Here is a 23,617-nt window from a genome sequence, read left to right as displayed (position 1 = left end):
CATTAACCAAAGGCGGCGTGATCAAGACGATGAGGCAAAATATCGAGCGGTTCATGTGGGTGTCTGCGCTGAAGCCGGGCATGGAAGCGGCATTCGTTCAGGAGCTGAAGGTGCAGCGGGAGCAGTTGCAGAGCAGCTTGGAAAAGCAAAGCGTGCTGGTGTGCAGCGTGTTCCGCGAAGGCAGCCATCTGTTTGCCTATTTAGAGCAGAGAGCGGATGAGCGAGAAGAGCCGATCGGCAGCATTTGGAATGAGGCGCTGACACCGCTGTTGCAGGCTTGGCCTACCCTTGAAGGCGAGGCGACGGTAAAGTTCGAGATGCGTATGAATGATATTTTTCACGACGATTGCCCTATGGACGACGTGCCCTGGAGACGTCCAGGGTATAGAGCGGAGCAGCGAGTCGGGAGCTTGGCGAGATTAAAGACAGACATGTACAGCAGCTATGTCTTCTTGCACTACCAACTGCAGGAAGAGAAGCCGCGGCAGTTTAACAAATATTATACGATCGGCAGCTTCGGGAGCTATATTTTTTCCTATCAAGAGCTGCCGTCAACGGTCGAGCAACCACGGATAGGACGGATTTCGACAAAAAATTCACCTTTGAATTGGGGCGAAGTGATGGAGCCGCATTTCGATCCATGGGCTGAAAAGTCAGACGCAGAGCGGCTTTGGTGCGTATTGGAGGAGCTTTTTCACTACGAGAGTAGCGATGACTGAAGCGAAAGTCTGGACTATCATAGGGGTGCAGCATAATGTACAATAGCGTTATAACCTACTATGATGGCGAGTTGTGTCGAATTATGAAGAATACATCTCTGAAAAGCGATCATGTGCTGGAAACGATTTTCTCCGTACTGCGCTGGTTCTTCCTGCTCGCAGCCGGATGGATCTACTTCGAGTACTACCAATCGCCGCAGTCGCAAGGCAGCTTCGTGCTGTTGTTATGCGGGGGCGGTGCTTATATAGCTTTGACGCAGGTGGTTCTCTCCAAGGGAAATATGGAGAGCAGAGCCTTTTATTTCATTACGCGGATGGGCGTCATCTTCGACTTCGTTGCTGTGACGGCGCTGCTCGCGCTAACTGGCGGGGCGGGAAGTCCGATGTTCCCGGTTACCTATTTTATTATTTTGCATGCGGCGGTGTATTGGGGGCTTCGAGGCGGCGTTATTTCCATGCTCATTCTTGCCGCGTGCTATACAGCTGTGCTGCTAGGTGGAAGTGCAGATTCCTTGCATGAGCATGCGGCTACTGTAAGGATGAACTTCATCTGCTTGCTGCTGATGGGAGTTGGCGGCGGCATCGTCATGGCGCGGGGGCGCAAGCATCTCGGTGAGAAAAGCCGTTACGAGCAGATGGCGAAGCATGATTATTTAACAGGGCTAAGCAATCATCGCACGTTCCAAGAGAAGGTGAAAGAGCTGGTCCATGGCGGCGGGAAGCTGACCTTGGTCATGGGCGATATCGATTGGTTCAAATCGGTTAACGACCGCTACGGCCATCTTGTCGGCGATCAGGTGCTGAGGGAGGTTGCGGCGATGCTCAATCGCACGTTCAATGCGGAGCACGGCGGCATGGCTTATCGGTACGGCGGCGAGGAGTTTGCGATTACGATGCAAACGGGTAACCGGGATGAAGTGAAGGAGCGGCTATCATCGTTCCAAGAGGAATTGTCGAAGCTGAAGTTTACTTCGGAGGAGGGGCAGAGCTTCCAAGTGACGATGAGCTTCGGGTTCGCCGTCTTCGATAAGCATACAGTGGCTGGCTTGATCAAAGAAGCCGACGAGTCGCTATACGAGGCGAAGCGGCAGGGACGCAATTGCGTCATCTGTTTGAAGTGTGTCGTTTAGATCCGCAGCACCTCACCATCACCCCGCGTCGGCGCTAACGGATCGTCCAAATAACGTTTCCTGAGTCCGTTAGCACAGCGCACGACGCAACAAAGCCCACGCCATCGAAGGCGTGGGCTTTTGTTGTTGCACTTTCTTATGCGACTTACTTATGCCGCTTCATTCATCGGCACGGAATGCTGGTCGAAGCGGTTGAACATGACGTTGTAGATGAACGCGGATGCGATCGCGAGCAGTGCGAGCAGGCCGAACGTCCACGGGAAGCCGATCCAGCTGGTCAGCGGAATGGTCAGTGGCGCAATGGTGCGTCCGACCGTATAGCGTAGGCTCGCTGCGGCAAAATATTGCCCGCGCATATGCTCCGGCGCTAACCGCGAAACAAACGCTTGCTGCGGCCCTGCCGACATGAGCTCGGCGATAGTGAAGACAGCGATTGCTAGCGTGAAGCCCCAGAACGAGGACATCAAGCCGAACATATAGATGCCGGCTGCATAGAGCACAGCGCCTCCGATGAAGACATAACGGTCACGGAAGCCCGCAATCCACTTCGTAATGACGACGGTGAACAATGCGACGAACAGTCCGTTCTCCGAGACGATGATACCGAAGAGCTGCTGTCCGTTCACTTGCAGATTCCAGTCGCCAAACGAGAATATCGTTGACAGCTGTACCGTTTCCTTCAGGAAGACCGGGAACAGTAGATCAAGCTGCATGAACGTTTGCGACAACAGGATGCCTGCGATAGTAAACAACAGGAACACGCGGTCTGTTGCGATGACGCGATAATCGCGCAGTTGTGTGCCGATAGCCTTGTACCACGGCTGGCCTTCCTCGGCTTGTGTGCGTTCTGCCACTCGAGCTGGACGCGACTCGTGTAACCGTGCGTTCATCACGAGCGCAAGAATTGCGCACACTGCCGCTGCTGCTGCCAGAACCGGGTACGGATTTTCCGTATAGGTGAGCGAGCCGATCAGCGGGCCGATAACGACCGCGACATTGGCAGCTGTGTAGAAGATGGCGAAGACGCTTGCTTGATGTTTCTCTTCGACGACGTCGGAGACCATCGCTTGACTGGCAGGCCAGTAGATTGCGCCGAAGAAGCTTGCTATCGTGAAGCCGATGAAGCCGATAGACGGCATCGATAAGAGCGGAGACGCGGCGAGCGAGAAGAGTCCGTAGCCGAAAGCCTGTCCGAATGCGGCGAGTACCATCATACGTTTGCGCCCGAATCTGTCTGCGCAGTAACCGCCAAGCAGGTTCGCGAAGACGCTCATTAGCTGCGATATGACGAGCAAGGTGCCCGTCCAGCCTTTGCCGAATTGATCGGAGAAATAGATCGACAAGAACGGAAAGAAGGTCCAGAAGATGACATTGAATGCCGCTTCACCGCCGAGGCGGATTTTTAAGTTTAAATCCCAATCTTTAATTTTCATGAGTGCCCTATCTTTCTAGTTGTAGATGCTTTAAGTGCTGTACCATCATACTACCTTTGCGTCAGAGGAGACAAGGCGTGCAGTGGCGTATCATTTTGGAAAATGGATGGGTGATTCGTGCTTTCTCCAAATCGGCTCTGCTATAATGAAAGGTACGAGCAACTTACTTAGAACTGATGCGAGAGGTGTCCATGTCTAGCGATACGTCTTATACGACCGAAGAAATAGCGACGCTGTTGAAGATATCAAAGCTCACCGTATACGATCTCATTAAGAAAGGCGAGCTGCCCTCGTACCGCGTCGGCAAACAGATCCGTGTCGATGCATCGGATATTGAAGCGTATAAGCAACGCGCCAAAGGCATCGCCGTAACGCCGTTGCAGCAGCAACAGCAACTGGAGCGGGCGGCTGCCGTTCCAAGCATGCAGCCTTCACATGCAGCATCGCCCGAAAGGCCGCTCGTCATTACCGGCCACGATGTCAGCCTCGACATTCTGAGCAAGCATATCGAGAAGCAGCTTCCAGGTATGCGCCCGCTGCGTTCATTCGTCGGCAGCATGGACAGCCTGATCTCCATGTACAAGGGCGAATCCGACATCGTCAGCACGCATCTGCTTGATGGCGATACGAATACGTACAATTTGCCGTACATTCGCCGGCTATTGGTCGGTCTGCCGATCGTCGTCGTCCATCTGCTGACGCGTTCCGCTGGTTTCTATGTGCGGCAGGGAAACCCGAAGCAGCTGCACGGCTGGAGCGATCTGAGCAAGCCAGGGCTGAAGCTCGTGAACCGCGAGCAAGGATCGGGAGCGCGCGTGCTGCTCGATGAGCAGCTGCGGCTGCACCGGATCGCAGCCGGCAGTCTGCTCGGCTACGCCGATGTCGAGCACAGCCATCTCGCCGTCGCTGGCAAAATCGCCGCCAATATAGCCGATGTCGGCATCGGCATCCAGAAGGCTGCGAATATTGTTGGCGGCATCGACTTCATTCCGCTGATCGCGGAGCGATACGATCTTGTCATGCTGAAGCGGCCGGACAATATGAAATGGATCGAGACGGTGCTGCATACGATCCAGTCGGACGCCTTCAAGAACGAGCTGCGTACGATTCAAGGCTACGATCTGTCCGAGACAGGCCGTGTGCTGCTGGACACATAGCCTGCTATTAACAAACAATGCCCTTCGCAAGCTGCGGTCAAGTTCCGCGGCGCGAAGGGCATTCTCCATTATTCATTAGCTATTCATTAGCTACTCATTAGCCATGTCTTGCGTTAATCTTTCGTTATCCGATTAACCGCAAGCAGCATAATAAACGACAGCAGCACCATCGATCCGGCCCAAGCCCAAGCGAGCTTCATGCTTCCGCCGTCCATCGCGACATAGATCGCTGTCGGAATCGTCTGCGTCCGGCCGGGAATGTTGCCCGCAATCATTAGCGTAGCGCCGAATTCACCGAGCCCGCGAGCAAAGCCGAGAATGTAGCCGGTTGTGACCGAGCGGAAGGCGAGCGGGAACGTAATGTACCGGAATACCTGCCACTCCGAGGCGCCATACACCCTTGCCGAATTTTCCAGCGCGGGGTCTATTCCCTCGAAGCCAGCTTTCATCGTACGATAAGCAAGCGGGAAGGCGACCACAACCGCTGCAATAACGGCAGATTCCCATGTGAAAATAATCGGTCCGCCGAACAACGCTTCATACAGCTTCCCGAGCCAGCTTCTGCGTCCAAGCGCGACGAGCAGCAGGAAGCCGATGACCGTCGGCGGCAGGACGAGCGGGAGCATGAACAGCGCATCGAGAATGCTCCGGCCGATGAAACGGGCTTTCGCCATCCGCCATGCGATAATGGAGGAGAGCAGCAGCATGACGATGCTCGCAATGAGCGAAATTTGAATCGATAGCTTTATCGGTTCATAGAACGTAGGCCAATCCATAAATGATCATCCTAAGAAATGAAATAGATTATGACAGTTTAAAGCCGTACTTCGCGAACACCGCGTCTGAAGCGCTGGATTGCAAGTAAGCGTAGAAGTGTGCAGCTTCCTTGGAATGCTTCGTTTCAGCGACGATGCCTGCCGGATAAACGATTGGCTTATGCACGCCGGGAATGATGCGCAGCGCAATCTTCACTTTCTTCGACGTAAGCGCGTCCGTCTTGTAGACGAAGCCTGCATCTACGTTGCCTGTCTCCACATAAGTGAGCACTTGGCGAACATCCTTCGCGTAGATAAGCTTTGATTTCAGCGAATCCCACACTTTGCGCGTCGTTAGCGTATCCTTCGCGTATTGGCCGGCTGGCACGGACTCAGGTTGGCCGATGGCGATGTTCTTAATATCTTTGTCTGTCAGCTGTTTCACGGTTGTGAATGTTTTACGGGAAGTCGAAGGTACAACCATAACAAGCTCATTATACAGCAAAGCCGTGCTGCGGCTAATCAATTTCTCTTTTACAAGCGCGTCCATTTGCTTCTGACCTGCGGAGATGAACAGGTCTGCCGGAGCGCCTTGCTCGATTTGCTTCTGCAAAGTGCCGGATGCAGCAAGATTGAAGACAAGATCGATATTCGGATGGCTTGCCTCATAGCTTTTCTCAATAACTGCAAGACTATCTTTAAGGCTTGCCGCTGCGGATACGAGCAGCTCTGTTTTCTTCGGTGCGGCAAAAGCCGGTTGTGCAACCGTTAGAGCGAGCAATACAGCAGGCAGTGCTGCACGCAGCATCATGGAAGTGGCACGTTTCAATTTCATTATGATCTTCACTCCATTCAAACTAGTAATTATGTAATGTATCGTAACATAGACGACTATTATTTTGAATGGTTTATTTTATAAGTAGTATGGTTTAGTTATGTTTAATGATATTTAGTATGGATGAAGAGGTGCTTCCGAGTGCATTTGCTCAAAACAAAACTATATCTATCGCTTGCAATCGGCATGTTTATGCTCGCAACGCTTACCATAACAGTCGACCAGCTGCTCGTCTTCAAGAAGGCGGTAGCCGTTGCTTCGTCCAGCTCCTCCGTTGAGGTACGCATTCCGGTGCTCTGCTACCATTCGATAACGAACGCGAAGAAGGGTGAATATATCGTCAGCACGGAAGCGTTTCAGGCTCAGATGAAGTCGCTGCACGAGCATGGCTACAGAAGCATTAGCTTGGCGCAATTCGACCAGCTCATGAAGGGCAAGCTGAAGAATGACGGCAAGATGGTGCTCATCACGTTCGACGACGGTTATCGCGACAACTTCACGAATGCTTATCCGATTCTAAGCAAATATGGGTTCACAGCGACGGAGTTCCTCGTTACTAGCTGGGTTGGCGGGGGCAGTTATATGAATTGGAGCGAAGCGGGGGAGCTGTACCGTGCGGGGTGGGACATGATGTCGCATACGCGAACGCATCCGTACTTGCCGCTGCATAAGGCGAAGGGACAGCGTGAAGAAATTGCTGGCTCCAAGCAGGACCTCGAGAAGCATTTGCCGGTGCCAGCAAATGTTATTGCATATCCATACGGATTGCGCAGTGCAGAGACAGTAGATATTGTGGCTGAAAGCGGTTATACGTATGCATTTACGTTCGACGACGGCATGACGACATCCTCACAAAACCCATATCTGCTGAAGCGTCTCTTCATTAAAGGCGACATGGATCTGCAATCGTTCGAGCGGAAGATGGAGTATTAGGGGCGATTATTAGTCGTCCCCAATTTGCTTGCCATCAAAGAATTCGCCTTCCTGCAGCTTGTCCACGAACTGCTGCAGCCATTCGTAATAGCGAACCGCATGCCGCAGCTTATGTAGGTCCTGCAAGCACAGCTTCCGCTCCTCTTCGCTCGTTTCCAGAGCGAGAATCGTCTCGGACAACGGCTGAATAACCGGCTCAATTGCGGTCTTCATCACATCAATTTCCCGCTGCAGCTTCGAGGCGAAGAATAGCTGGAACGCTTTGAAGAAGTCGGTTTCCGCCGTGTAGAGGTCCTTGCGATCGGCTTTCTCATCCAGCTTGGACACCATCTTGGAATCCATCAACGAACGGACGGCATAGCTCATGTTGCTCTTGCTCATATTCATGCTGCCCTGCATCTCATCGAGCGTCATCGGCCGATCCTCGAAGAACAGGATGCCATATAATTGACCAAATGAATAATTAACCCCATATAAGTCCATCGTCTGGGCAATCGCATCTATAACCTGTGCTCGAATTTCCTCGCGCTTTGAGCTAGGCTCTTTCATTTTCCCCGAAGTCGATTTCTTCATCGTATACCGCCCCTCACGAAACCGTTCAATTAAGTGGAATTATACCAAACCCATGAGCAGAATGGCAGTCACCTTGGCTCTATCGTTCAATAAATATTGAATTTATATGTAATATCCCAACTTATCGATTAAATACCCAATGTATTAAAAAAATATTGAACGTTTGATGCCCCTTCGCTTATAGTTAATGAAAAGAGGAGGGATATGGTGTGGCGAATTTAACGGCAGCAGGTGCGACCTATCCAATCAAGGCGATTCTGTTCGATAAGGATGGAACGCTCATCGATTTCATCTATACATGGGGCAAGTGGAGCGAGCATATGCTTGCCGAATTCGCGAATCAACTGAAGGCGCGTGAACTGCCGCCAATTAGCGCAGATATTGCGTCGCTCTGGGGCACGCGCCATGAAGGCGATGCTATTGTCGATTATGACCGGAACGGCCCGCTCGCGATGGGCACAATCGAGGATTTGGCTGCCATCCTGGCATGGCAGGGATATCTGGCAGGCATGTCTTGGGCGGAGGCGAAGATCGCTGTGCAGCAATGCAGACAGCATGCGGATCAGCAGCTTGAAGCTGCACGTGCATCCAAAGCGCTGCCTGGCGTAGTCGAGTTTCTGGCGAAGTGCCGCGAGCAAGGGCTGAAGCTAGCCGTCGTGACCGCAGATGAAACAGCACCCGCGGTGAAGCATCTGAAGTGGCTCGGACTAGACTCCTATTTCGACGTAATCATTGGGACGGACCGCGTAGAGCGGGGCAAGCCGTTCCCTGATATGGCTTTGCTCGCTTGCCGCGAGCTGGATATTCAGCCTTCGGATGCAGCGGTCATTGGCGACACGAATGGCGATATGCGCATGGCTGGACTTGCCGAGGCGGCGGTTGCGATCGGCATCGCTCCAGAGAGCGGGGCTGCTGCTGCATCCAAGCTGCCTGATGCGGACGCCATCATTATTTCCTATGAAGAGCTTGGGTTCGCTATTGGTGCAGATGAAAGGTGAGGCGACGATGGGCTGGATACTACTAGCGATTGCGATTGCACTTGAATTGTCCGGTACAATCTCCATGAAGCTCTCCGAGAGCTTCACGAAATTGGTGCCGTCGGTGCTTATGTTCGTCTGCTATGCTGCGAGCTTCACACTGATCAACTATGCGCTTGGCTATTTGCAGGTGAGTGTCGTGTACGCCGTATGGTCGGGTGTCGGCATCGTGTTGATTACGCTGGCAGGCTATTTTATTTTTGGCGAACGGCTTCCGGTTTCTTCGGTTTTATGGATCGGTGTCATTCTAGTCGGAGTGATCGGGCTCAAAGTCACAAGCAATGGAGGGGGCTAAGTATGGTGAATAGTAGAGATGATAAGCTGCTATTGTCGTTCCAGGTCATCACGGATACGCATATTGTGGCAGACATGGAGCATGAGCATAACCGGAATTTGGACCGTGCGCTGAAGGATATTGCGGCGAACGCGCCGGAGAGCAGCGGCATTATGCATTCAGGCGATGTGACGGATAACGGCGAATTGGTGGAGTATGAGATGTTTCGGCAGATTTGGCAACGCAATCAGGAAGGGCTGCCGCCACTGTTCGTGACGAGCGGCAACCACGACATCTGCGACGATTGGCAGCGTTGCATTCCTCTCTTCATGTCGCAGACAGGGATGACAGGCATGTACCATGATCATTGGGCCCGCGGATATCATTTTATATTTCTTGGGACCGAAGAGGGTATTGGCCTGTACTGTACGCTGTCGGATGAGCAGCTGTCTTGGCTAGACACCAAGCTCGGAGAAGCGGCTGCACCGGATAAGCCGGTCTTCGTCTTCCTGCATCAACCGCTCAAAAATACAGTAGCTGGTTCCCTGGAGGCGCAGAACTGGTACGGCGTTACACAGGACGAGGAGCTAAAAGCGGTGCTGGCGAAGCATCGGCAAGCTATCATGTTTACTGGACACACCCACTGGGAGCTTGATGCTCCGCATACGTATTTCGATGGCGGCGGCACGCTTCCGGCGATGTTCAACGCAGCATCGGTCGCTTACTTATGGACAGATGAGGATGAGCATAAAGACGGCAGCCAGGGCTTCTATGTTGAGGTGTACGCAGACCGAGTGCTCGTGAGAGGAAGAGACTTCGAGCGCGGCGAATGGGTGGAAGGTGCGCAGTTTGAAGTGAAATGTGGAGTTTGATTGGCTATTGCAGCATAAGTGATAGATGAAAAAAAGGAAATATACCGATTCTTCCTATTGTGGTATATTCAGGGAGATGTCTGGGGGGGGGGTGAGAGTTCGGTGTATAGGAAGCTGCTGCAAAGTTTGTTTTGTTTGATGCTGGTGTTAGCTGTGTCGGCACCATCGCTGTCGGCTGCTGGCAAGACGGTAAAGGTTAAAGTGACGTTCGTTAGCGCGGACATGATTTCGAACAGCCACGTTGGCAATGAATGGTGGTGGGGCGGCTTCGTGAACGGCAAGGAGCTTGGAGATGGTGAATCTGTTGTTCTGAACGTAAGTGCTTCCGGCTCCGTTAATCTGAAAGCAGAGGCGCAGGAGCAGGATAAATACCCGGATGATGGCGCAGCTACCGCATCAGTGAAGGTATCCTCTATCGGCAAAAGCGTCACCAAAGCGCTAAACGTCACTGTCGTCGAGAATCGCGGCAGGTACTCCGGCAATACCGCAAAGTGGAAGTTTGTTTTTAAGGTAGAGAAGGTATAGTTTGTTCTGTACATAAGTGTACATAAGGCCGCGTGCATGCGGCCTTTTTGGTCTGCAACCTTACCTGCGCCTTCCCCGTCTTGGGTGGTAAGGGGGGATGATGATGCGTGAGAGAGGATTAATGGCATTCATTATTTTGATTATGCTCGGTTGTGCGTTCTATGGGGGCTATATTGTGGGGAATGACAGCAAAGGGGAACAGACTGAGAAGCAAGCGCAAACGGTGCAGTCTCAGTGGCTCAAAGAGGGTGAGCCACCAATGCCGGCTGTTTCTGTGGACGGGGTTCCGATGAAGGTGAAGCTTGGCGGCTACTCGTGGTGCAAACCAGCAGGAGCGGATACCGCAAGCTGCCAAAGCGTAGATGCCTCAATTGCACAGATGGAGCCAGTCGTAGCGAAAGGCGGCTCGCAGATCCAAATCAAAGCACCGGAGCGGATCAAGGAGCTGACGTTGACCAACATGAGCAAAAGGATCACAGGTGATTCGTACTACGTCCCGCAAGCTAAGGGCATCTACGAGTACAGCATCTACTGCGAATGGTTTCTGGACCAAGGGAGCGCGGAGTATTATTTTGCGATTGAGGTGAAGTGAAGAGGTCCAGCGGACCAGCTACATAAGCGGAAAATCGGTCAAGGAGAACAACAAAAAAGTGCCCGAGAGGAAGCCGCAATGACCTCTTTTCTCGGACACTTGGAAGGCAGCCGCCGAGGCCGCCTTTCCTATGCAATCAACTATCCATAATATCACGCCGCAGAGTGAACAAATCCTTCAGCGCATCCGTCGACAGCTCGGTAATCCAGCCTTCTGAGCTTGTGATGACGTTGTCGCTCAGCTGCTGCTTGTTCACCAGCATCTCATCAATCCGCTCCTCCAGCGTGCCGAGCGAGATGAACTTGTGCACCTGCACATCGCGGGTCTGGCCCATCCGATATGCGCGGTCCGTCGCCTGGTTCTCAACAGCCGGATTCCACCAACGGTCAAAATGGAACACATGGTTAGCTGCCGTCAGATTGAGTCCGACACCGCCCGCCTTGATGGACAGAATGAATATATTCGGCTGTTCATCCGCGGGCAGCGTCTGCGATTGGAACTCATCGATCATCCGGTCGCGCGCTGTCTTCGACGTGCCGCCGTGCAAGTAGAGCACCTTCTCCTGCAGTTCATGCGCCAGCACCCGCTGCAGCATTTGACCCATGCCAATATACTGCGTAAAAATCAAACAACGTTCGCCTTCCTCCCGCAGTTCCCTCACCATCGCAAGCAGCCTCTCCAGCTTTGCGGAGCGGGTGATGAGCGATTCGCTCTCGAACTCGCCACTTTCGCTAACTTCAGGAATCGGCTCCTTCGTCAGCAGAATCGGATGATCGCAAAGTTGTTTCAACTGAGTCAAAGCAGAGAGAATCGCGCCTTTGCGCTCAATGCCTTCCTTCTTCGCCACTTGCTCCATCAGCTCATTGACGGTCTGATCGTAGAGAGCCCCTTGCTCAGCGGTGAGATGGATGTACGTCTTCATCTCATTTTTATCCGGCAAGTCGAGCTGGATCGAAGGGTCCTTCTTCTTGCGGCGCAGCATGAATGGCTTCACGAGCTTCTGCAGCTCCTGCGTCCGCTCCTCGTCGCGTTCCCGCTCAATCGCCAGCGCGAACTGCTCGTTGAAGCTTCGCGCACTGCCCAGATACCCCGGATTAATGAAGTCATAGATCGACCACAGCTCAGACAGTCTGTTCTCGATCGGCGTACCTGTCAGCGCAATGCGGTGCTTGGCGCGGAAGCTGCGCACGGCTACAGACTGCTTCGTTCCTGCATTCTTAATGTTCTGCGCCTCATCCAGGCAGATCGCGGTCCAATGGAAGCTGCTGATCGTCTCTTGATCGAGCGCGGCTGTCGCGAAAGAGGTGAGCACGATGTCGGCCTCCAGCGAAGCTTCACAGAACGGATCGCCAGTGAGCCTTCTGTTACCGTAATGCAGCATAATACGCAGCGATGGCGCGAATTTGCGAAGCTCCTTCTGCCAGTTGCCGAGGACGGAAGTCGGACAGATGAGCAGGGCAGGACCTCGCGCGCCTCCGTGTTCCGCTTGCTCCTTCACATGGAGTAAATAGGTAATGAACTGAACGGTTTTGCCAAGGCCCATATCGTCGGCGAGGCAAGCACCAAGCCCGAAGCGGCGCAGAAAAGCAAGCCAAGCGAAGCCGTCCCGCTGATAGCTGCGCAGCTCAGCCTGCAAACCAGCAGGAATTTCTACCGCAGGCCACTCGGACTGCTGCGTTAATTGGTTCATAAGCTTCGTCAAATGGCCGTTCAGCTCGACTTCAAGCTGGATTTGCTCCTCGGAGCGCTCATCCTCACCTTCATTCGAGGCCTTCTCCTCACCATTTGCTTTCCGAGGCCACTGCCCGCTGTTACCGCTAAGCAAATGCAGCTGAAGTACCTCTTGGAACGACAAGCCGTTCTTCTTGTTAACCCGCGCCATCGCGCTGCGGATCTGTGCAATGAGCGCCGGATCAAGCGGCACCCATTCGCCGCGGAATCGGACGAGCCGCTCGCCGCGGGCGACGAGCTCGGCGAATTCCGCCTCGGTCAGGTCGCTGTCGCCAATCGCAATTCGCCAGTCAAAATCAATGAGCGAATCGAGTCCGAACAGCGAGCCGCCGCCGCCCTTGGCGCCTTTGCGCTCTTCCTCGCCGGAGCGGACTTTCGCCCGCAGGCGCGGTTTGCGCTTGCTCGCTGCTTCCCACCAGCCGGGAAGCAGCACTTGCCAGCCAGATGCGAGCAGCCGCTGGCTGTCCTCAGTCAAGAACTGCCACGCCTCGGCATCTCCGAGCGGGCTGTTCAATAAATCGCTGCCGCCGCCGGCGAGACGCGCTGCAGGCAAATTCGCCTGCAGCTGCGATAGCCATGCGGCGGATCGCTCATGCACGTGCGCCGACCATGGCGCCGGCCACGAGCCCAGCGCTTCGCCGGCGAGCGTTAGCCGCGCCGGCGCAAGCATGGAAGGCTCGTGCCGATCTTGCAGCACGAGCTGAAGGCGCCATGCTTCGCTGTCGCCGTGCTCAGCCCCTTCGGGGCTCGGCTCCAGCAGCTGCAGCAGCGGCCGGAACGGCGCTGTGTCGGCCTTCCAGCCGATGGCGACGAGCCATGCGCGCGCGTCCATGCCCGCCGCTGCAACGCCACCGTGCTCCCGCGCGAACAGCAGCGGATAATCGCGGCGCAAATCCGCGGCCGCTTCCTCGCTGCCAAAGTGGCGTTCGAACACGGCCGCGGAGAACGCCGCGCGAAGTCCGGCTGCAAAGCCGCCATCATCGCCGCTGTTCCAGCTTTCGCCATCGCCATGCCCGTCGCTATCTCCGCCGCTGTTCGAACTCCCGCCATCGCCATGCCCGTCGTTACTCGGGCTCCGGCCGCGTTGCTCTCCTTTTCCGCTCCTACCGCGCACATCCAATACCTTCCGCAGCTTCGCCGCCGCGGTGGCCTCAAGCGCTCCTTCGTCCCAATTCCACTCCAGCTTCCCCTTGCGGTAAGCGGCAAAGCTCGGGACGATGGAGCGCGCATCGATGCTCGCGGCAACCAGCGGCGCAAGCTCGGCAAGCTTCGCCGCATCGCCTTCCCACACCCATTCGACATGCGTGAGCAAATGCCGCTCGGCGAAGAAGGGAATGACCTGCTCCGATGGGAGGACGACAAGCTCCAGCTCCTGCACCTTCTCGATCTCGAGCTCGGTACCGTAGAAGGACGGCTCATGCCAAGCGAACAGCCGCTGCTTTACCATCATCCCAGACACGTACCCGCCACTTGGGCTCACGCCATATATAAGAGCATCGCCATGCTCGGTCAAACTCACTTGTATAATCAACGTGTCCGTATACGAATTCACGGCAATAGTCCTCCTTTTCGCAGCTCCTCCTGCAATGCCCGAAGGCGGCTATGGCGAGCGGCAAAAGCGGTAATAAACTGCTCCCATCGAACCTCCTGCTTCAATTTGCGGTACAACTTGAGCAGCCGCTTCAGCAGCTTTACCGCTGCTTTGTAGCTGTCGCGGTTCTTGAGCAGAATGTAGCGTTCCACGGCCTGATGATAGAAGGGGAGCAGCAGCTCCGGCGCATCCTTCTCAATGGGCTTCAGCATCGTAGCGCGGAAGTCCAAAGGCTCTCTGCCGCAGCTCATATGGTAGTCGATCCACAGCCGCCACTTCCCGTGCGCGACAAGAGCATCCTCATAGAGAGTGCGCGAATAAGGGAGCATCGCAACAAGCGTTGTCCACATACGCGATTCCGCATCCGGCACATGCTGTAGTACAGCGCCCCAATAATCGCCATAGGTGCCGTCAAGCTCATCCGTTCGGAAGCTGCCGAGCAGCGGTCCGAGCTCCACGAGCCAGTTTGCCAGCCGCGACCAAGCCTGCTCTTGCAAGAGCGCCTCGAATAGCAGTGAAGCCTGCCCCGGAAGCAGGACGCCTGCGCCTCGAAGCAGCTCCCACGCCGCCTCATCCTGTTCCAAGTACAAGTACATCAAGCTTTGGGCAAAAGTCCATGGCAGCTTGGACAGCGTGCTGCCCATCTCCTCATTTGCTGCCTCCAGCTGCTGCAGCTCTCTCTCAATCAACTCGCGCCGCGATTCTGCGAGATTGGGCTTCAACCAGTACCGCCAGCAGGCGTGATACAGCTTGAAGAAGCAGTTCAAACTCTTATCTTCCTTCAACATCTGCTCTCGTAAGTAGTGCAGCGTCTCCGTCACACGAGGCCAAAGCTCGGATTCTTCCGCGATAGACAGCCCACCGGCGAATCCGCGCATCGTCACTTCCAGCAGCTCATCCATCGCGAGCTGAGTGTGATAGCCAATGAACAGGCCCGAGTGCCGCCAATCCTCCTGCGCGGGCTTGACCAGCTTCTCCAGCGTAAACAAATGCGCATGCACCTCGTAGAGCTGATCCATAAGAAGCGATAACGGAGGCTTGAGGCCATGGATGACGGCCAAAATCTCCCTTGCCTCATGCATCGACCTTACATGCTGGTTAATTGGACCCATCGCACGGGCGAATAGCTGATGCCAGTCGGATACCGCCATCTTTTTCAATTCCTCTGCAGTGACCGAAGGCTTTGCAGGTTTCATTGTGCTCACAGCGTTCTTCCCAGCGGAGCTCGCCTTGGCAGCAGCACCAGCGCGTACTGCCGTAGCAGCATTGACGAGGGCAGGAACTGACCGCTCCTGTAGCGCGGCATATTGAAGCAGGGCAGCAGTCATATGCTTGCAGCCCTTGCTCGCCGGACAGGTGCAGGATCGTTGCTCCAGACTCGGCAGCTCCAGCGACACCGAATAATGCTCGGCACCTTCAACCACGGCCCTCAGCCGATCCGCCTGCGGCATCGTTACGCTAAGGACAGCGCCTTGCTTATAATATTGAAATCCCCGTTTTATCGTCAGGTCGTCAAAATATTTCGCAACTTGCTCCAGCAGCTGCTGCCACTGTGCATCGTCAATCGCATACTCAAGATTCGTCATCATCGTTCGTCGTATCTCCTAAAGAGCGATAATTATAGCTTGCTCTCTATTATATCAGGTTTGCGGGGGACGGAAGGAGGTAACGGTCGTGCTTCGTCTAAAAACCGAACGTTATCATGTACATATGTAAGATAGTTCGGGAATTTTCGTCGAAATCATACAAAAGCCATTGACACTACGCACATTAACCATTAATCTAGTAAAGGTTTCGCCTCACTAATTAAATCTGCCATTCATGTTCGTATATCCTCAATAATATGGTTTGAGGGTTTCTACAAGGAGCCGAAGAATCCTAACTACGAGCACAGGACACGTCTATGCGTGTACCCCTGTGCCCGAGGTTAGGTTTTTTTATTTGGGGGATGCTAATTTTACGTTGAATTGGATATAGGAGGCGCTTTATTTCATGGACAAGCTGTTTAAGCTGAAAGAAAGAGGAACGACTGTTGGCACCGAAGTAATTGCGGGCATTACGACGTTCTTGACGATGGTGTACATCGTTATTGTGAATCCGGGCATTCTGAGCGAGGCTGGCATGGATTTTCACGGCGTATTCATAGCGACAGTGCTTGCTAGTGTGATCGCTACTCTCATTATGGGGTTGTTCTCGAACTATCCGATCGTGCTCGCTCCAGGTATGGGACTGAACGCTTATTTTGCCTACACGGTCGTTGGTGGAAGCGGATTCTCGTGGCAGGTTGCGCTTGGCGCTGTATTCGTTGGCGGGTTGTTGTTCGTCCTGCTGTCGCTCACTCCTTTCCGCTACATGCTGCTAGATGCAATTCCATCCAGCCTCAAACATGCTATTACGGCGGGGATCGGACTGTTTATTACATTCATCGGCTTGCAAAATGCAAAGATTATCGTAGATTCGCCAGCAACTCTGCTTACACTCGGCGATTTAACCCAGCCTATGACTCTGCTTACCGTCGTCGGCCTTATCATATCTCTCATTCTAATGGCTTACGGTGTTAAAGGGTTCCTGTTCGTCGGTATGCTCATTACCGGAATTATCGCTTACTTCACAGGTCAGCTGCATATGCCGGATTCAATCGTGTCTCTGCCAAGCGGTCTGAACGCAACGGCGTTCCAGCTTGATATCGGCAGCGTGTTTACACAAGGGCTGTACTCGGTCATCTTCACCTTCCTGCTCATTACGCTGTTCGATACAACGGGCACGATGCTCGGCGTTGCAGAGCAGGCAGGTCTGCTCAAGGATAACAAATTCCCGCGCTCCCAAGGCGCATTGCTTGCCGACGCTGTCGGCACTTCTGTCGGCGCGCTTCTCGGCACAAGCCCGACTTCGGCTTATATTGAATCGAGCGCAGGGGTCGCGGTTGGCGGACGTACGGGACTTACGGCTGTGGTCGTCAGCGTGCTGCTTACTGCAACGTTGTTCTTCTCGCCGATTATTTCGGTGCTGGCGAGCATTCCGGCGATTACCGCACCAGCGTTAATCATTGTTGGCTTCCTAATGCTGAACGTGCTGCGGAAGATTGACTGGAGCGATCTTGAAGAAGCGTTCCCGGCGTTTCTGATCGTCGTCCTTATGCCGCTGACCTACAGCATCGCAACAGGCATCGGCATCGGCTTTATCGTCTATCCGGTACTGAAGCTGGTTCGCGGCAAAGCGAGAGACGTACATCCGATCTTCTATTTGTTCGCCGTGCTGTTCTTTATTCAGATCGTTTTTTTCAGCCATTAATAAATGTAAATAAAGTGTGAGTAAAATTTTTGCTGGAAGTGCTGATAACCCTAAAAAAATCTAACAATTGCTTGCTATACTGACGTTGCAGCTTAGAAAAGTAACCGCCACGAAGGGCAGGAGTCAGGCATCTATGAACAAAGTCGTTGGATTAGGCGAATGGAAAAGTTCAAACAACAAGATCGACACCATAATGACATTCGCCCTATCCACCTGCGTGGCGGTTACTGCATACTGTCCAGTTAAGAAAGCAGCAGGTCTTGTGCACATCGTTCTTCCTGAGCCGTTATCGAGCCGGGATGAACAGAAACGTCCGGGACATTTCGCAACAACAGGCGTTCCGCTTCTCATTCAAACGATGGTGGAGAAGTACGGATGCCGTAAAGGCGATCTCGTTATTCAGCTATACGGAGGAGCACAGCCGAAGCGCCGCGATTATTACCGAATCGGCAGCAGAAACTTAGAACAAATCCAGTCGATGTTAGCGCGTCTTCAAATGAGAGCGGCTAAGGCAGAGGTAGGCGGCCAAGTCAGTCGTACACTTCATATGAGCGTTGAGACAGGTGAGGTAACGCTGTCCACACTTCCGCTTAGCTCCTGATTTTTATTTGTAGACCAACGCATCAATTGAGAAGACACCTAGAGGACTTACGATAATTTCGTCGAAATATAACGATGAATCCGAATATACCAAGCAGGTGCCTAACATCATGTTGATCTGGATTTTACTACTACTTATTTTCATAAGCATACTAACAGCGGCTCTCCTTTGGAGCCGCTTTTCTCGCGTTAAGGCCAAATTGGCCCTCGTACAACTGGAGTATACCGATCTACTGCGGAAACAGCAGGGAATTACATTTAAAGTGAAGAAGATTAACGGGGAGTACCGTTATCTCATGTTTGAAGGGAAGCTGTACTACATGCTAGGCCTGACGCAGGATGATGTCGGTAAGCGAATGGAAGAATTGATTCCACCACACCGGCAAGATTATATTCGAGATATCTACGACCGCGCATGGGCGGGAGAGACTGTGCAGTATGAATCAGGCTTGAACGGTCTTATATACCTGAACAGTCTTACTCCGGTTATTGAGCACGGCGAGACAGTTGAATTGATCGGCGCAGGCAGCGATATTACGGAGCGCAAGAAAGCAGAGCAGGCCATGCAGGAAAGCGAATCTCGTTATCGCCAGCTGGTAGAGCTGTCTCCGGATGCTATCTTCGTTGTTACGAATCGGCAGATCGTGTTTATGAATAAGAAGGCGATGGCGGTGCTGGGCGGTTCCAGCCTGGAGGAGTTCTTGGTAAGGCCGATCCAGGAGAACGTCCACCCTGACTTTCTGAGCAGGGCAAGGCAGCATCTTCAGCAGGTCCTTGATACGAAAGGTGTACTCAGCCCGTATGAGTCCAGATATGTGAAGCTAAACGGTGAGCCGATCGACGTGGAAGTTACGGCGGCTTATATGCTGTATCAAGAAGCGCCATCGGTTATTATTATTTTTCGCGATATTACGGAGCGTAAGCTGGCCGAGCTTCAACTGCAGGAGTCGAATATGCAGCTGATGAAGCTTGTGTCGCTCGATGGATTGACCGGCATCGCGAACCGCAGATTTTTCGATGAAATGATGGAGAAGGAGTGGGTTCTCGCCTTGTCGGGAGAGCTTCCGCTGTCGGTCATCTTGTGCGACATCGATTATTTTAAAGCGTATAATGACACATATGGTCATCAAGAGGGAGACAGCTGCTTGAAGCTGACAGCAGGTGTGCTCGACAAGCTCGCTCAGCAGAGCGGCGGATTCGCAGCTAGGTATGGCGGGGAAGAATTCATTATTTTGCTGCCTGAGACGAGTGCGGAAGAGGCTGCCGATATCGGTGTCCGGCTGTGTGAAGCAGTGAAGGAGCTTGGAATTCCGCACGGTGCGTCCCTGGTCAGTTCGGTCGTTACCATTAGCGCAGGCGTCACATCTTTCACGCCATCGGAAGGCGATGAGCTGGACATGCTCATTCGGCAGGCGGACACAGCTCTGTATGAGGCGAAGCAATCTGGACGAAACCGGGTGCAGGTGCATGATGTATCTTTGATGAAAGAAGGTATCTAATGGCGAAGCAGAAATTTTATGTCGTCTGGGTAGGGCGCAAGCCTGGCGTATATACAAGCTGGGCAGACTGCCAGCTGCAAACGAACGGATTCGACGATGCGAAGTTCAAGTCGTATGAGAGCCGTGCGGCGGCTGAGGAAGCCTATCAGGGCGGATGGAAGAAGCATTGGGGACAAGGAAGCGCTGGTGCAAGTAGTGGTGCTGGCGGCAATTCGGGCGGCAAAAGCTCCTTCTACAAGCGCAAGTCTCCGTCTGCTGAAGAAATAGGGGAGATTGACTACAATAGCATCTCCGTCGATGTCGGTACGAATGGCAATCCAGGTCCTGTTGAGTACAAGGGCGTTGATACACAAACCGGTGAAGTGATATTTGCTGTGGGACCCATTTCGAAAGGGACGAATAATCTTGGCGAATTCCTCGCCATTGTGCACGGGCTCGCGCACTTGAAGAAGCTGGGCAGCAACAAGACCGTCTACAGCGATTCGGTCAATGCGCTCAAATGGGTCAGAGAGAAGGCCGTCTCCTCCACGCTCGTCCGCGACGAGTCCACCACCGAGATTTGGCTTATGGTCGACCGCGCCATCCGCTGGCTGCAAACCAATACGTACTCGAATAAAGTACTGAAGTGGCATACGAAGCAGTGGGGCGAGATTAAAGCGGATTATGGGCGGAAGTAGGGTGCCATTATGGGCATGAAGGAAATAACCGAGCAGCAATGGCTGCAGCAGGATGCCGCTTTGCAGGGCAAGGAAGCGGTGTTCTTCTTTACGCCGCTGTGCGGGACGTGCAAGATCGGGCTGCGGATGCTCGAAATTGCCGAAGCGGCTGGCATATCGACACCGGTATTTTTAATTAATATCAACTATGCGCCGGTATTGCGGGAGAAGTGGAAGGTTGCGAGTGTGCCGTGCCTAGTGCTGACCGAAGCGGGTGAGCCCATTCAAATGGAGTACGCCATGCAGTCCGTCGATACGCTGTATCGGCTGCTAAAATAACTTCATGGTATACAGCTGGGAAGTCCAAAGGACGGGGTATTCTCAGGTATAAGAAGGCTGCTAAGTAATGGCAGCCTTCTTTGCGTTTGGTACGGTTGTTGAAAAAAGAGGAGGCGCGATGTGCGCCTCCTCTTTTAGAGTGGCTATTTGGGCTAGTGTTAAGAGAGCTTGACGATGGTCAGCGCCGCACCAGCGGCTCCGCCGATAAGTGTCGCGGCTCCAAGTAAGCCGAAGAATTGCAGCGTAATTGTCGACCCCGCGCTCAACGTCAAGATGACCATGTTATTAAATTCAGACAAGGATAAGACTGGTGCTACGATAGATGGCGTGGACGGAGTAGCAATGCTGCCTTGCTTCGTTCCACTGGTAGGGAAAGCCAGGCGTGTACCTAGCGAGAAAAGGGCGGTATGTTTGATGCGCTTGCCAGTATTGGTCATCACGGTATTGGCGCTCGTTCCAGAAGTCGTACAGTCTGAATAAATAGCAGCTCGCTAGCGGATTCGCCAACATGGAAGAGATTTCAAGCGCGAATTTGTCTTCAAAATATTCATCCGCATCCAGGTTCAAAATCCATTCCGGTCGCAGCTGGACCGTCGCGTCCCACTGCTGCCGCCGCAGCTCGATTTCGTTCGCGAATCGCGATACTTCGTTGCGCACGTAGAAGAGCGGAATGCCGTCAAGCCGCTCGTGGATGATCGTCGGTGTGGCGTCGGTACTGCCGTCGTCGATGATGACCGCCGCATCAATATATTCGCGGTGCCGCTGCAGCGCCTCGTCCAGATAGCGGCCTTCCTCGTTGCGCGCCGTCATTGAGAGCACGAGCTTCGGTCCAGCATTCTTCACGAAGAAATACGGCGCTCGGCGGGGCTCCTGTTCTTGTGGTGCTGTAAAGCGGAAATATTGAAGCGCTCTCGGCATATCCGTATCGCGATAAATATGGAACGCAGGATAGTGGGTATCTACGGATAACCCGATGCCAAGCAAAGCTGCGCGCACGCAAAAATGCCGATCTTCCCCCCAAAGGGACAGATTCGGAATCGTTCGAAAAGAGATGGGCTGTCCAAGCGCTTCGCGGCTAATCAGTGTGCAGGCGCCCAAGCCGCCGACGTCGTAGACAACCGGCAAGCGGAGCATCGTTAGAAGCTTCAGCTGTTCCTGCTGCAAGTCTGCCGAAGCTTTGTCCGACTGCCATGGCCAGTAGTGGTCTTTGAGCCAAACCTGCGGCAGCTCCGCCCCCTCCGGCTGCCACCGCGTCCAGAAAATCTCGGAGATAATCGGTTTATCCGCTTCCAGCAGCGACTCCAGAGTCTCGGGATGAAGCAGCAGATCTGAATCGACGAGGAACAAGGCATCGTACTGCTCTTCCCTCGCGAACTGGATGAAGTGATCCTTCCAATTCGCGACTTTTCCGATTAGCTCGTCGTTCCAATAATGCGTGACTTCGTCTCTTTTTTAGTCAGAAGACGTCTTGTTGCCTGCGATGAGCCTGACGGTTGACGAGCCTTGAGCATGAATGGCTTCCTTGAATTGGGCGAGCATCACGCTTGCCGCATCTTCGTTGTCGTCGATAAATACATAATCAGCTTGCCATGTTGTACGACGCAGCCTCTCAAGCGATTGAAGGAATAGGGCTAGAATTTCTGGTTTCTGACGAATGGGGCTGCCGATGAGAATGCGCCTAACGGTCAACCATATCACCCTCCCCAAATAATGGAATATTGATCTTTATGAACCATAGAGTAGTAATATTCGTGCGGTTTAACTGGAGAGGAGCGCGTCAAACGTGATTGCTATCAGTCTATGTCTCATCGTGAAAAACGAAGAAGATGTCATTGCCAGATGTTTGGATTCTGTAAAGAAAGCCGTTGATGAAATCGTCATCGTGGATACGGGCTCGACCGATGCCACCAAAGACATTGCAGCGACGTACACGGACGCGATCTATGATTTTGAGTGGATCGACGACTTCGCGGCGGCCCGCAATTATGCATTCAGCAAAGCGACCTCGGCGTACATCCTGTGGTTGGATGCCGACGACGTATTGCTGGAGCCGGATTTGAATAAGCTGCTCGAGTTGAAAAGCACGCTGTCGCCCGATGTGGACACGGTCTCGATGGATTATCATTTGGCCAAGGACGAGTATGGCACCGTGACAAGCGCCTTGCGAAGGAATCGTCTCGTGAAGCGTGAGCGCGGATTCCGATGGATTGGCGCCGTCCATGAATACTTGGAAGTGTACGGCGTCTCGCATGCCTCTGACATCGCGGTCACGCACGCCAGTCTCCGGCATGACAGCGACCGGAATTTGCGGATCTACGAGCAACGGCTCGCAAGAGGCGAATCGTTCAGTGCCAGAGACCGGTTCTACTACGCTAATGAACTTAGCGATCATGCCCGTCATGAACAAGCAATTATGTCTTACAGCCGGTTTCTGCTATCTGGGGAAGGCTGGGTGGAGGATAATATCTCTGCTTGCGGGAAGATAGCGGACAGCTACGCCGCGCTCGGCGCAGACGACTTGGCTCTGGAATACGCGCTGCGATCGTTCAAATACGGCAGCCCTCGGCCTGACTTCTGCTGCCGCATCGGATACTGGCATTTGCAAAAGGGAGCGTATGCGATTGCGGCGTATTGGTATGAAGCGGCGTTAAACGCGCCGAAGCCGGAGCATTCCTGGGCGCTGCATAACAACGCCTGCGCAACGTGGCTGCCCCATCTGCAGCTTTGCGTCTGCTATGACAAGCTCGGCGATCCCGCTAGAGCCTTCGTTCACAACGAGCGCGCCCGTGCTTATCGGCCGGCTGACGCCGCAGTCTTACATAACAAAGCCTATTTGGAAGAGGTGCTGAAAGCGAAGGTGCACGCGCTCGCAGAGAGTGAGAGTGCGAAACAAGTGGATACACCTGTCTAAAAGGAATTGTCGCTATACTTCGCGGCAGCGGGGCTGTTTACAATACCGGCAATGCCTCATCCCGACCGAAGCGGGCCTTCCGTTTTGAAAAAGCGTTCCTTCGTACTCGAAGGGGCGCTTTTATTTTGCGTGAACCATATATAAATCTAACACTTATAAATAAC

Annotated in this window: 24 protein-coding genes and 1 riboswitch; of the genes, 15 read left to right on the top strand and 9 right to left on the bottom strand. The window is 53.5% G+C overall.

Annotation, left to right across the window (positions count from 1 at the left end; translation table 11 throughout):
• Positions 1 to 29 precede the first annotated feature (29 nt).
• A complete protein-coding gene (locus tag AC0LWF_RS17415; RefSeq protein WP_474652808.1) occupies positions 30 to 719 on the top strand; it encodes a hypothetical protein in 690 nt (229 codons plus the stop codon).
• 83 nt (positions 720 to 802) lie between these two features.
• Positions 803 to 1,849: a GGDEF domain-containing protein gene (locus tag AC0LWF_RS17410; RefSeq protein ID WP_474652807.1), complete on the top strand. Its 1,047-nt coding sequence runs from the start codon at positions 803 to 805 to the stop codon at positions 1,847 to 1,849.
• A 149-nt stretch (positions 1,850 to 1,998) separates the two neighbouring features.
• On the opposite strand, the gene AC0LWF_RS17405 is transcribed toward AC0LWF_RS17410, so the two are convergent.
• Entirely contained in the window at positions 1,999 to 3,282 is a 1,284-nt protein-coding gene (locus AC0LWF_RS17405; protein WP_474652806.1) for an MDR family MFS transporter, read from the bottom strand.
• A 191-nt stretch (positions 3,283 to 3,473) separates the two neighbouring features.
• Between AC0LWF_RS17405 and AC0LWF_RS17400 the strand changes: the two genes are divergently transcribed.
• Complete coding sequence (locus tag AC0LWF_RS17400; protein ID WP_474652805.1) at positions 3,474 to 4,439, top strand: substrate-binding domain-containing protein; 966 nt, start codon at positions 3,474 to 3,476, stop codon at positions 4,437 to 4,439.
• Between the two features lie 113 nt (positions 4,440 to 4,552).
• On the opposite strand, the gene modB is transcribed toward AC0LWF_RS17400, so the two are convergent.
• Together modB and modA are read right to left on the bottom strand one after the other, a co-directional pair.
• Positions 4,553 to 5,215, bottom strand: a complete 663-nt coding sequence (gene modB, locus AC0LWF_RS17395; protein WP_474652804.1) for a molybdate ABC transporter permease subunit — start codon at positions 5,213 to 5,215, stop codon at positions 4,553 to 4,555.
• A gap of 28 nt (positions 5,216 to 5,243) precedes the next feature.
• Positions 5,244 to 6,029 carry a molybdate ABC transporter substrate-binding protein gene (modA, locus tag AC0LWF_RS17390; RefSeq protein ID WP_474652803.1) on the bottom strand — a complete coding sequence of 262 codons (786 nt, stop codon included), beginning with the start codon at positions 6,027 to 6,029 and terminating at the stop codon, positions 5,244 to 5,246.
• A 141-nt stretch (positions 6,030 to 6,170) separates the two neighbouring features.
• Between modA and AC0LWF_RS17385 the strand changes: the two genes are divergently transcribed.
• Positions 6,171 to 6,962 (top strand): polysaccharide deacetylase family protein, encoded by a 792-nt coding sequence (locus AC0LWF_RS17385; RefSeq protein ID WP_474652802.1) that lies wholly within the window; start codon positions 6,171 to 6,173, stop codon positions 6,960 to 6,962.
• A 9-nt stretch (positions 6,963 to 6,971) separates the two neighbouring features.
• Here AC0LWF_RS17385 and AC0LWF_RS17380 read toward each other — a convergent pair whose 3' ends face one another.
• The gene (locus tag AC0LWF_RS17380) at positions 6,972 to 7,535 is read right to left on the bottom strand and encodes a GbsR/MarR family transcriptional regulator (protein WP_474652801.1); all 564 of its coding nucleotides are present in this window, start codon (positions 7,533 to 7,535) and stop codon (positions 6,972 to 6,974) included.
• A gap of 209 nt (positions 7,536 to 7,744) precedes the next feature.
• Between AC0LWF_RS17380 and AC0LWF_RS17375 the strand changes: the two genes are divergently transcribed.
• The 5 genes from AC0LWF_RS17375 (at position 7,745) to AC0LWF_RS17355 (ending at position 10,835) form a co-directional block, all read left to right on the top strand.
• Complete coding sequence (locus AC0LWF_RS17375) at positions 7,745 to 8,533, top strand: HAD family hydrolase (protein ID WP_474652800.1); 789 nt, start codon at positions 7,745 to 7,747, stop codon at positions 8,531 to 8,533.
• Entirely contained in the window at positions 8,523 to 8,867 is a 345-nt protein-coding gene (locus AC0LWF_RS17370; protein ID WP_474652901.1) for a DMT family transporter, read from the top strand. Before AC0LWF_RS17375 ends, AC0LWF_RS17370 begins: the two co-directional genes overlap by 11 nt.
• A 2-nt stretch (positions 8,868 to 8,869) precedes the next feature.
• The gene (locus AC0LWF_RS17365) at positions 8,870 to 9,718 is read left to right on the top strand and encodes a metallophosphoesterase family protein (protein ID WP_474652799.1); all 849 of its coding nucleotides are present in this window, start codon (positions 8,870 to 8,872) and stop codon (positions 9,716 to 9,718) included.
• 102 nt (positions 9,719 to 9,820) lie between these two features.
• Positions 9,821 to 10,243 carry a hypothetical protein gene (locus AC0LWF_RS17360; protein WP_474652798.1) on the top strand — a complete coding sequence of 141 codons (423 nt, stop codon included), beginning with the start codon at positions 9,821 to 9,823 and terminating at the stop codon, positions 10,241 to 10,243.
• A 97-nt stretch (positions 10,244 to 10,340) separates the two neighbouring features.
• On the top strand, positions 10,341 to 10,835 hold the full coding sequence (locus AC0LWF_RS17355; protein WP_474652797.1) for a hypothetical protein: 495 nt from the start codon (positions 10,341 to 10,343) through the stop codon (positions 10,833 to 10,835).
• A gap of 136 nt (positions 10,836 to 10,971) precedes the next feature.
• Here the strand turns inward: AC0LWF_RS17355 and AC0LWF_RS17350 are convergent, their stop codons facing one another.
• Both AC0LWF_RS17350 and AC0LWF_RS17345 read right to left on the bottom strand, forming a co-directional pair.
• Entirely contained in the window at positions 10,972 to 14,118 is a 3,147-nt protein-coding gene (locus tag AC0LWF_RS17350; RefSeq protein WP_474652796.1) for a DEAD/DEAH box helicase, read from the bottom strand.
• Entirely contained in the window at positions 14,115 to 15,746 is a 1,632-nt protein-coding gene (locus AC0LWF_RS17345) for an SWIM zinc finger family protein (RefSeq protein ID WP_474652795.1), read from the bottom strand. The genes AC0LWF_RS17350 and AC0LWF_RS17345 overlap by 4 nt, the downstream gene beginning before the upstream one ends.
• 216 nt (positions 15,747 to 15,962) lie before the next feature.
• Positions 15,963 to 16,062: riboswitch (purine riboswitch) on the top strand.
• 87 nt (positions 16,063 to 16,149) lie between these two features.
• Between AC0LWF_RS17345 and AC0LWF_RS17340 the strand changes: the two genes are divergently transcribed.
• The 5 genes from AC0LWF_RS17340 (at position 16,150) to AC0LWF_RS17320 (ending at position 20,542) form a co-directional block, all read left to right on the top strand.
• Positions 16,150 to 17,448, top strand: coding sequence for an NCS2 family permease (locus tag AC0LWF_RS17340; protein WP_474652794.1), 1,299 nt, complete (start codon positions 16,150 to 16,152; stop codon positions 17,446 to 17,448).
• A 133-nt stretch (positions 17,449 to 17,581) separates the two neighbouring features.
• Entirely contained in the window at positions 17,582 to 18,049 is a 468-nt protein-coding gene (locus AC0LWF_RS17335; RefSeq protein ID WP_474652793.1) for a chemotaxis protein CheD, read from the top strand.
• 262 nt (positions 18,050 to 18,311) lie between these two features.
• Positions 18,312 to 19,547, top strand: a complete 1,236-nt coding sequence (locus tag AC0LWF_RS17330) for a sensor domain-containing diguanylate cyclase (RefSeq protein WP_474652792.1) — start codon at positions 18,312 to 18,314, stop codon at positions 19,545 to 19,547.
• Positions 19,547 to 20,224, top strand: coding sequence for a ribonuclease H (gene rnhA, locus AC0LWF_RS17325; protein WP_474652791.1), 678 nt, complete (start codon positions 19,547 to 19,549; stop codon positions 20,222 to 20,224). The genes AC0LWF_RS17330 and rnhA overlap by 1 nt, the downstream gene beginning before the upstream one ends.
• 15 nt (positions 20,225 to 20,239) lie before the next feature.
• Entirely contained in the window at positions 20,240 to 20,542 is a 303-nt protein-coding gene (locus tag AC0LWF_RS17320) for a thioredoxin family protein (RefSeq protein WP_474652790.1), read from the top strand.
• Positions 20,543 to 20,700: 158 nt separating this feature from the next.
• On the opposite strand, the gene AC0LWF_RS17315 is transcribed toward AC0LWF_RS17320, so the two are convergent.
• From AC0LWF_RS17315 to AC0LWF_RS17305, 3 genes are all read right to left on the bottom strand, one after another.
• A complete protein-coding gene (locus AC0LWF_RS17315; protein WP_474652789.1) occupies positions 20,701 to 20,841 on the bottom strand; it encodes a BclA C-terminal domain-containing protein in 141 nt (46 codons plus the stop codon).
• The gene (locus AC0LWF_RS17310; RefSeq protein ID WP_474652788.1) at positions 20,834 to 21,889 is read right to left on the bottom strand and encodes a glycosyltransferase; all 1,056 of its coding nucleotides are present in this window, start codon (positions 21,887 to 21,889) and stop codon (positions 20,834 to 20,836) included. The genes AC0LWF_RS17315 and AC0LWF_RS17310 overlap by 8 nt, the downstream gene beginning before the upstream one ends.
• Positions 21,890 to 21,994: 105 nt before the next feature.
• The gene (locus tag AC0LWF_RS17305; RefSeq protein WP_474652787.1) at positions 21,995 to 22,231 is read right to left on the bottom strand and encodes a hypothetical protein; all 237 of its coding nucleotides are present in this window, start codon (positions 22,229 to 22,231) and stop codon (positions 21,995 to 21,997) included.
• A gap of 94 nt (positions 22,232 to 22,325) precedes the next feature.
• Here AC0LWF_RS17305 and AC0LWF_RS17300 point away from each other — a divergent pair, with 94 nt between their 5' ends.
• Positions 22,326 to 23,453, top strand: a complete 1,128-nt coding sequence (locus AC0LWF_RS17300) for a tetratricopeptide repeat-containing glycosyltransferase family 2 protein (protein ID WP_474652786.1) — start codon at positions 22,326 to 22,328, stop codon at positions 23,451 to 23,453.
• The last annotated feature ends 164 nt before the right edge of the window (positions 23,454 to 23,617 follow it).

Source organism: Paenibacillus sp. sgz302114 (assembly GCF_056120345.1).
Note: the sequence above shows the minus strand (reverse complement) of the source record. Positions and strands in the feature narration are given on the sequence as shown.

What these genes read in the sequence shown, in the direction of transcription:
- AC0LWF_RS17415 (WP_474652808.1), top strand. Translation starts at nt 30, where the DNA reads ATGAGGCAAAATATCGAGCGGTTCATGTGGGTGTCTGCGCTGAAGCCG.
- AC0LWF_RS17410 (WP_474652807.1), top strand. Translation starts at nt 803, where the DNA reads ATGAAGAATACATCTCTGAAAAGCGATCATGTGCTGGAAACGATTTTC.
- AC0LWF_RS17405 (WP_474652806.1), bottom strand. Translation starts at nt 3,282, where the DNA reads ATGAAAATTAAAGATTGGGATTTAAACTTAAAAATCCGCCTCGGCGGT.
- AC0LWF_RS17400 (WP_474652805.1), top strand. Translation starts at nt 3,474, where the DNA reads ATGTCTAGCGATACGTCTTATACGACCGAAGAAATAGCGACGCTGTTG.
- modB (WP_474652804.1), bottom strand. Translation starts at nt 5,215, where the DNA reads ATGGATTGGCCTACGTTCTATGAACCGATAAAGCTATCGATTCAAATT.
- modA (WP_474652803.1), bottom strand. Translation starts at nt 6,029, where the DNA reads ATGAAATTGAAACGTGCCACTTCCATGATGCTGCGTGCAGCACTGCCT.
- AC0LWF_RS17380 (WP_474652801.1), bottom strand. Translation starts at nt 7,535, where the DNA reads ATGAAGAAATCGACTTCGGGGAAAATGAAAGAGCCTAGCTCAAAGCGC.
- AC0LWF_RS17370 (WP_474652901.1), top strand. Translation starts at nt 8,523, where the DNA reads ATGAAAGGTGAGGCGACGATGGGCTGGATACTACTAGCGATTGCGATT.
- AC0LWF_RS17365 (WP_474652799.1), top strand. Translation starts at nt 8,870, where the DNA reads ATGGTGAATAGTAGAGATGATAAGCTGCTATTGTCGTTCCAGGTCATC.
- AC0LWF_RS17355 (WP_474652797.1), top strand. Translation starts at nt 10,341, where the DNA reads ATGATGATGCGTGAGAGAGGATTAATGGCATTCATTATTTTGATTATG.
- AC0LWF_RS17345 (WP_474652795.1), bottom strand. Translation starts at nt 15,746, where the DNA reads ATGATGACGAATCTTGAGTATGCGATTGACGATGCACAGTGGCAGCAG.
- AC0LWF_RS17340 (WP_474652794.1), top strand. Translation starts at nt 16,150, where the DNA reads ATGGACAAGCTGTTTAAGCTGAAAGAAAGAGGAACGACTGTTGGCACC.
- AC0LWF_RS17335 (WP_474652793.1), top strand. Translation starts at nt 17,582, where the DNA reads ATGAACAAAGTCGTTGGATTAGGCGAATGGAAAAGTTCAAACAACAAG.
- rnhA (WP_474652791.1), top strand. Translation starts at nt 19,547, where the DNA reads ATGGCGAAGCAGAAATTTTATGTCGTCTGGGTAGGGCGCAAGCCTGGC.
- AC0LWF_RS17320 (WP_474652790.1), top strand. Translation starts at nt 20,240, where the DNA reads ATGAAGGAAATAACCGAGCAGCAATGGCTGCAGCAGGATGCCGCTTTG.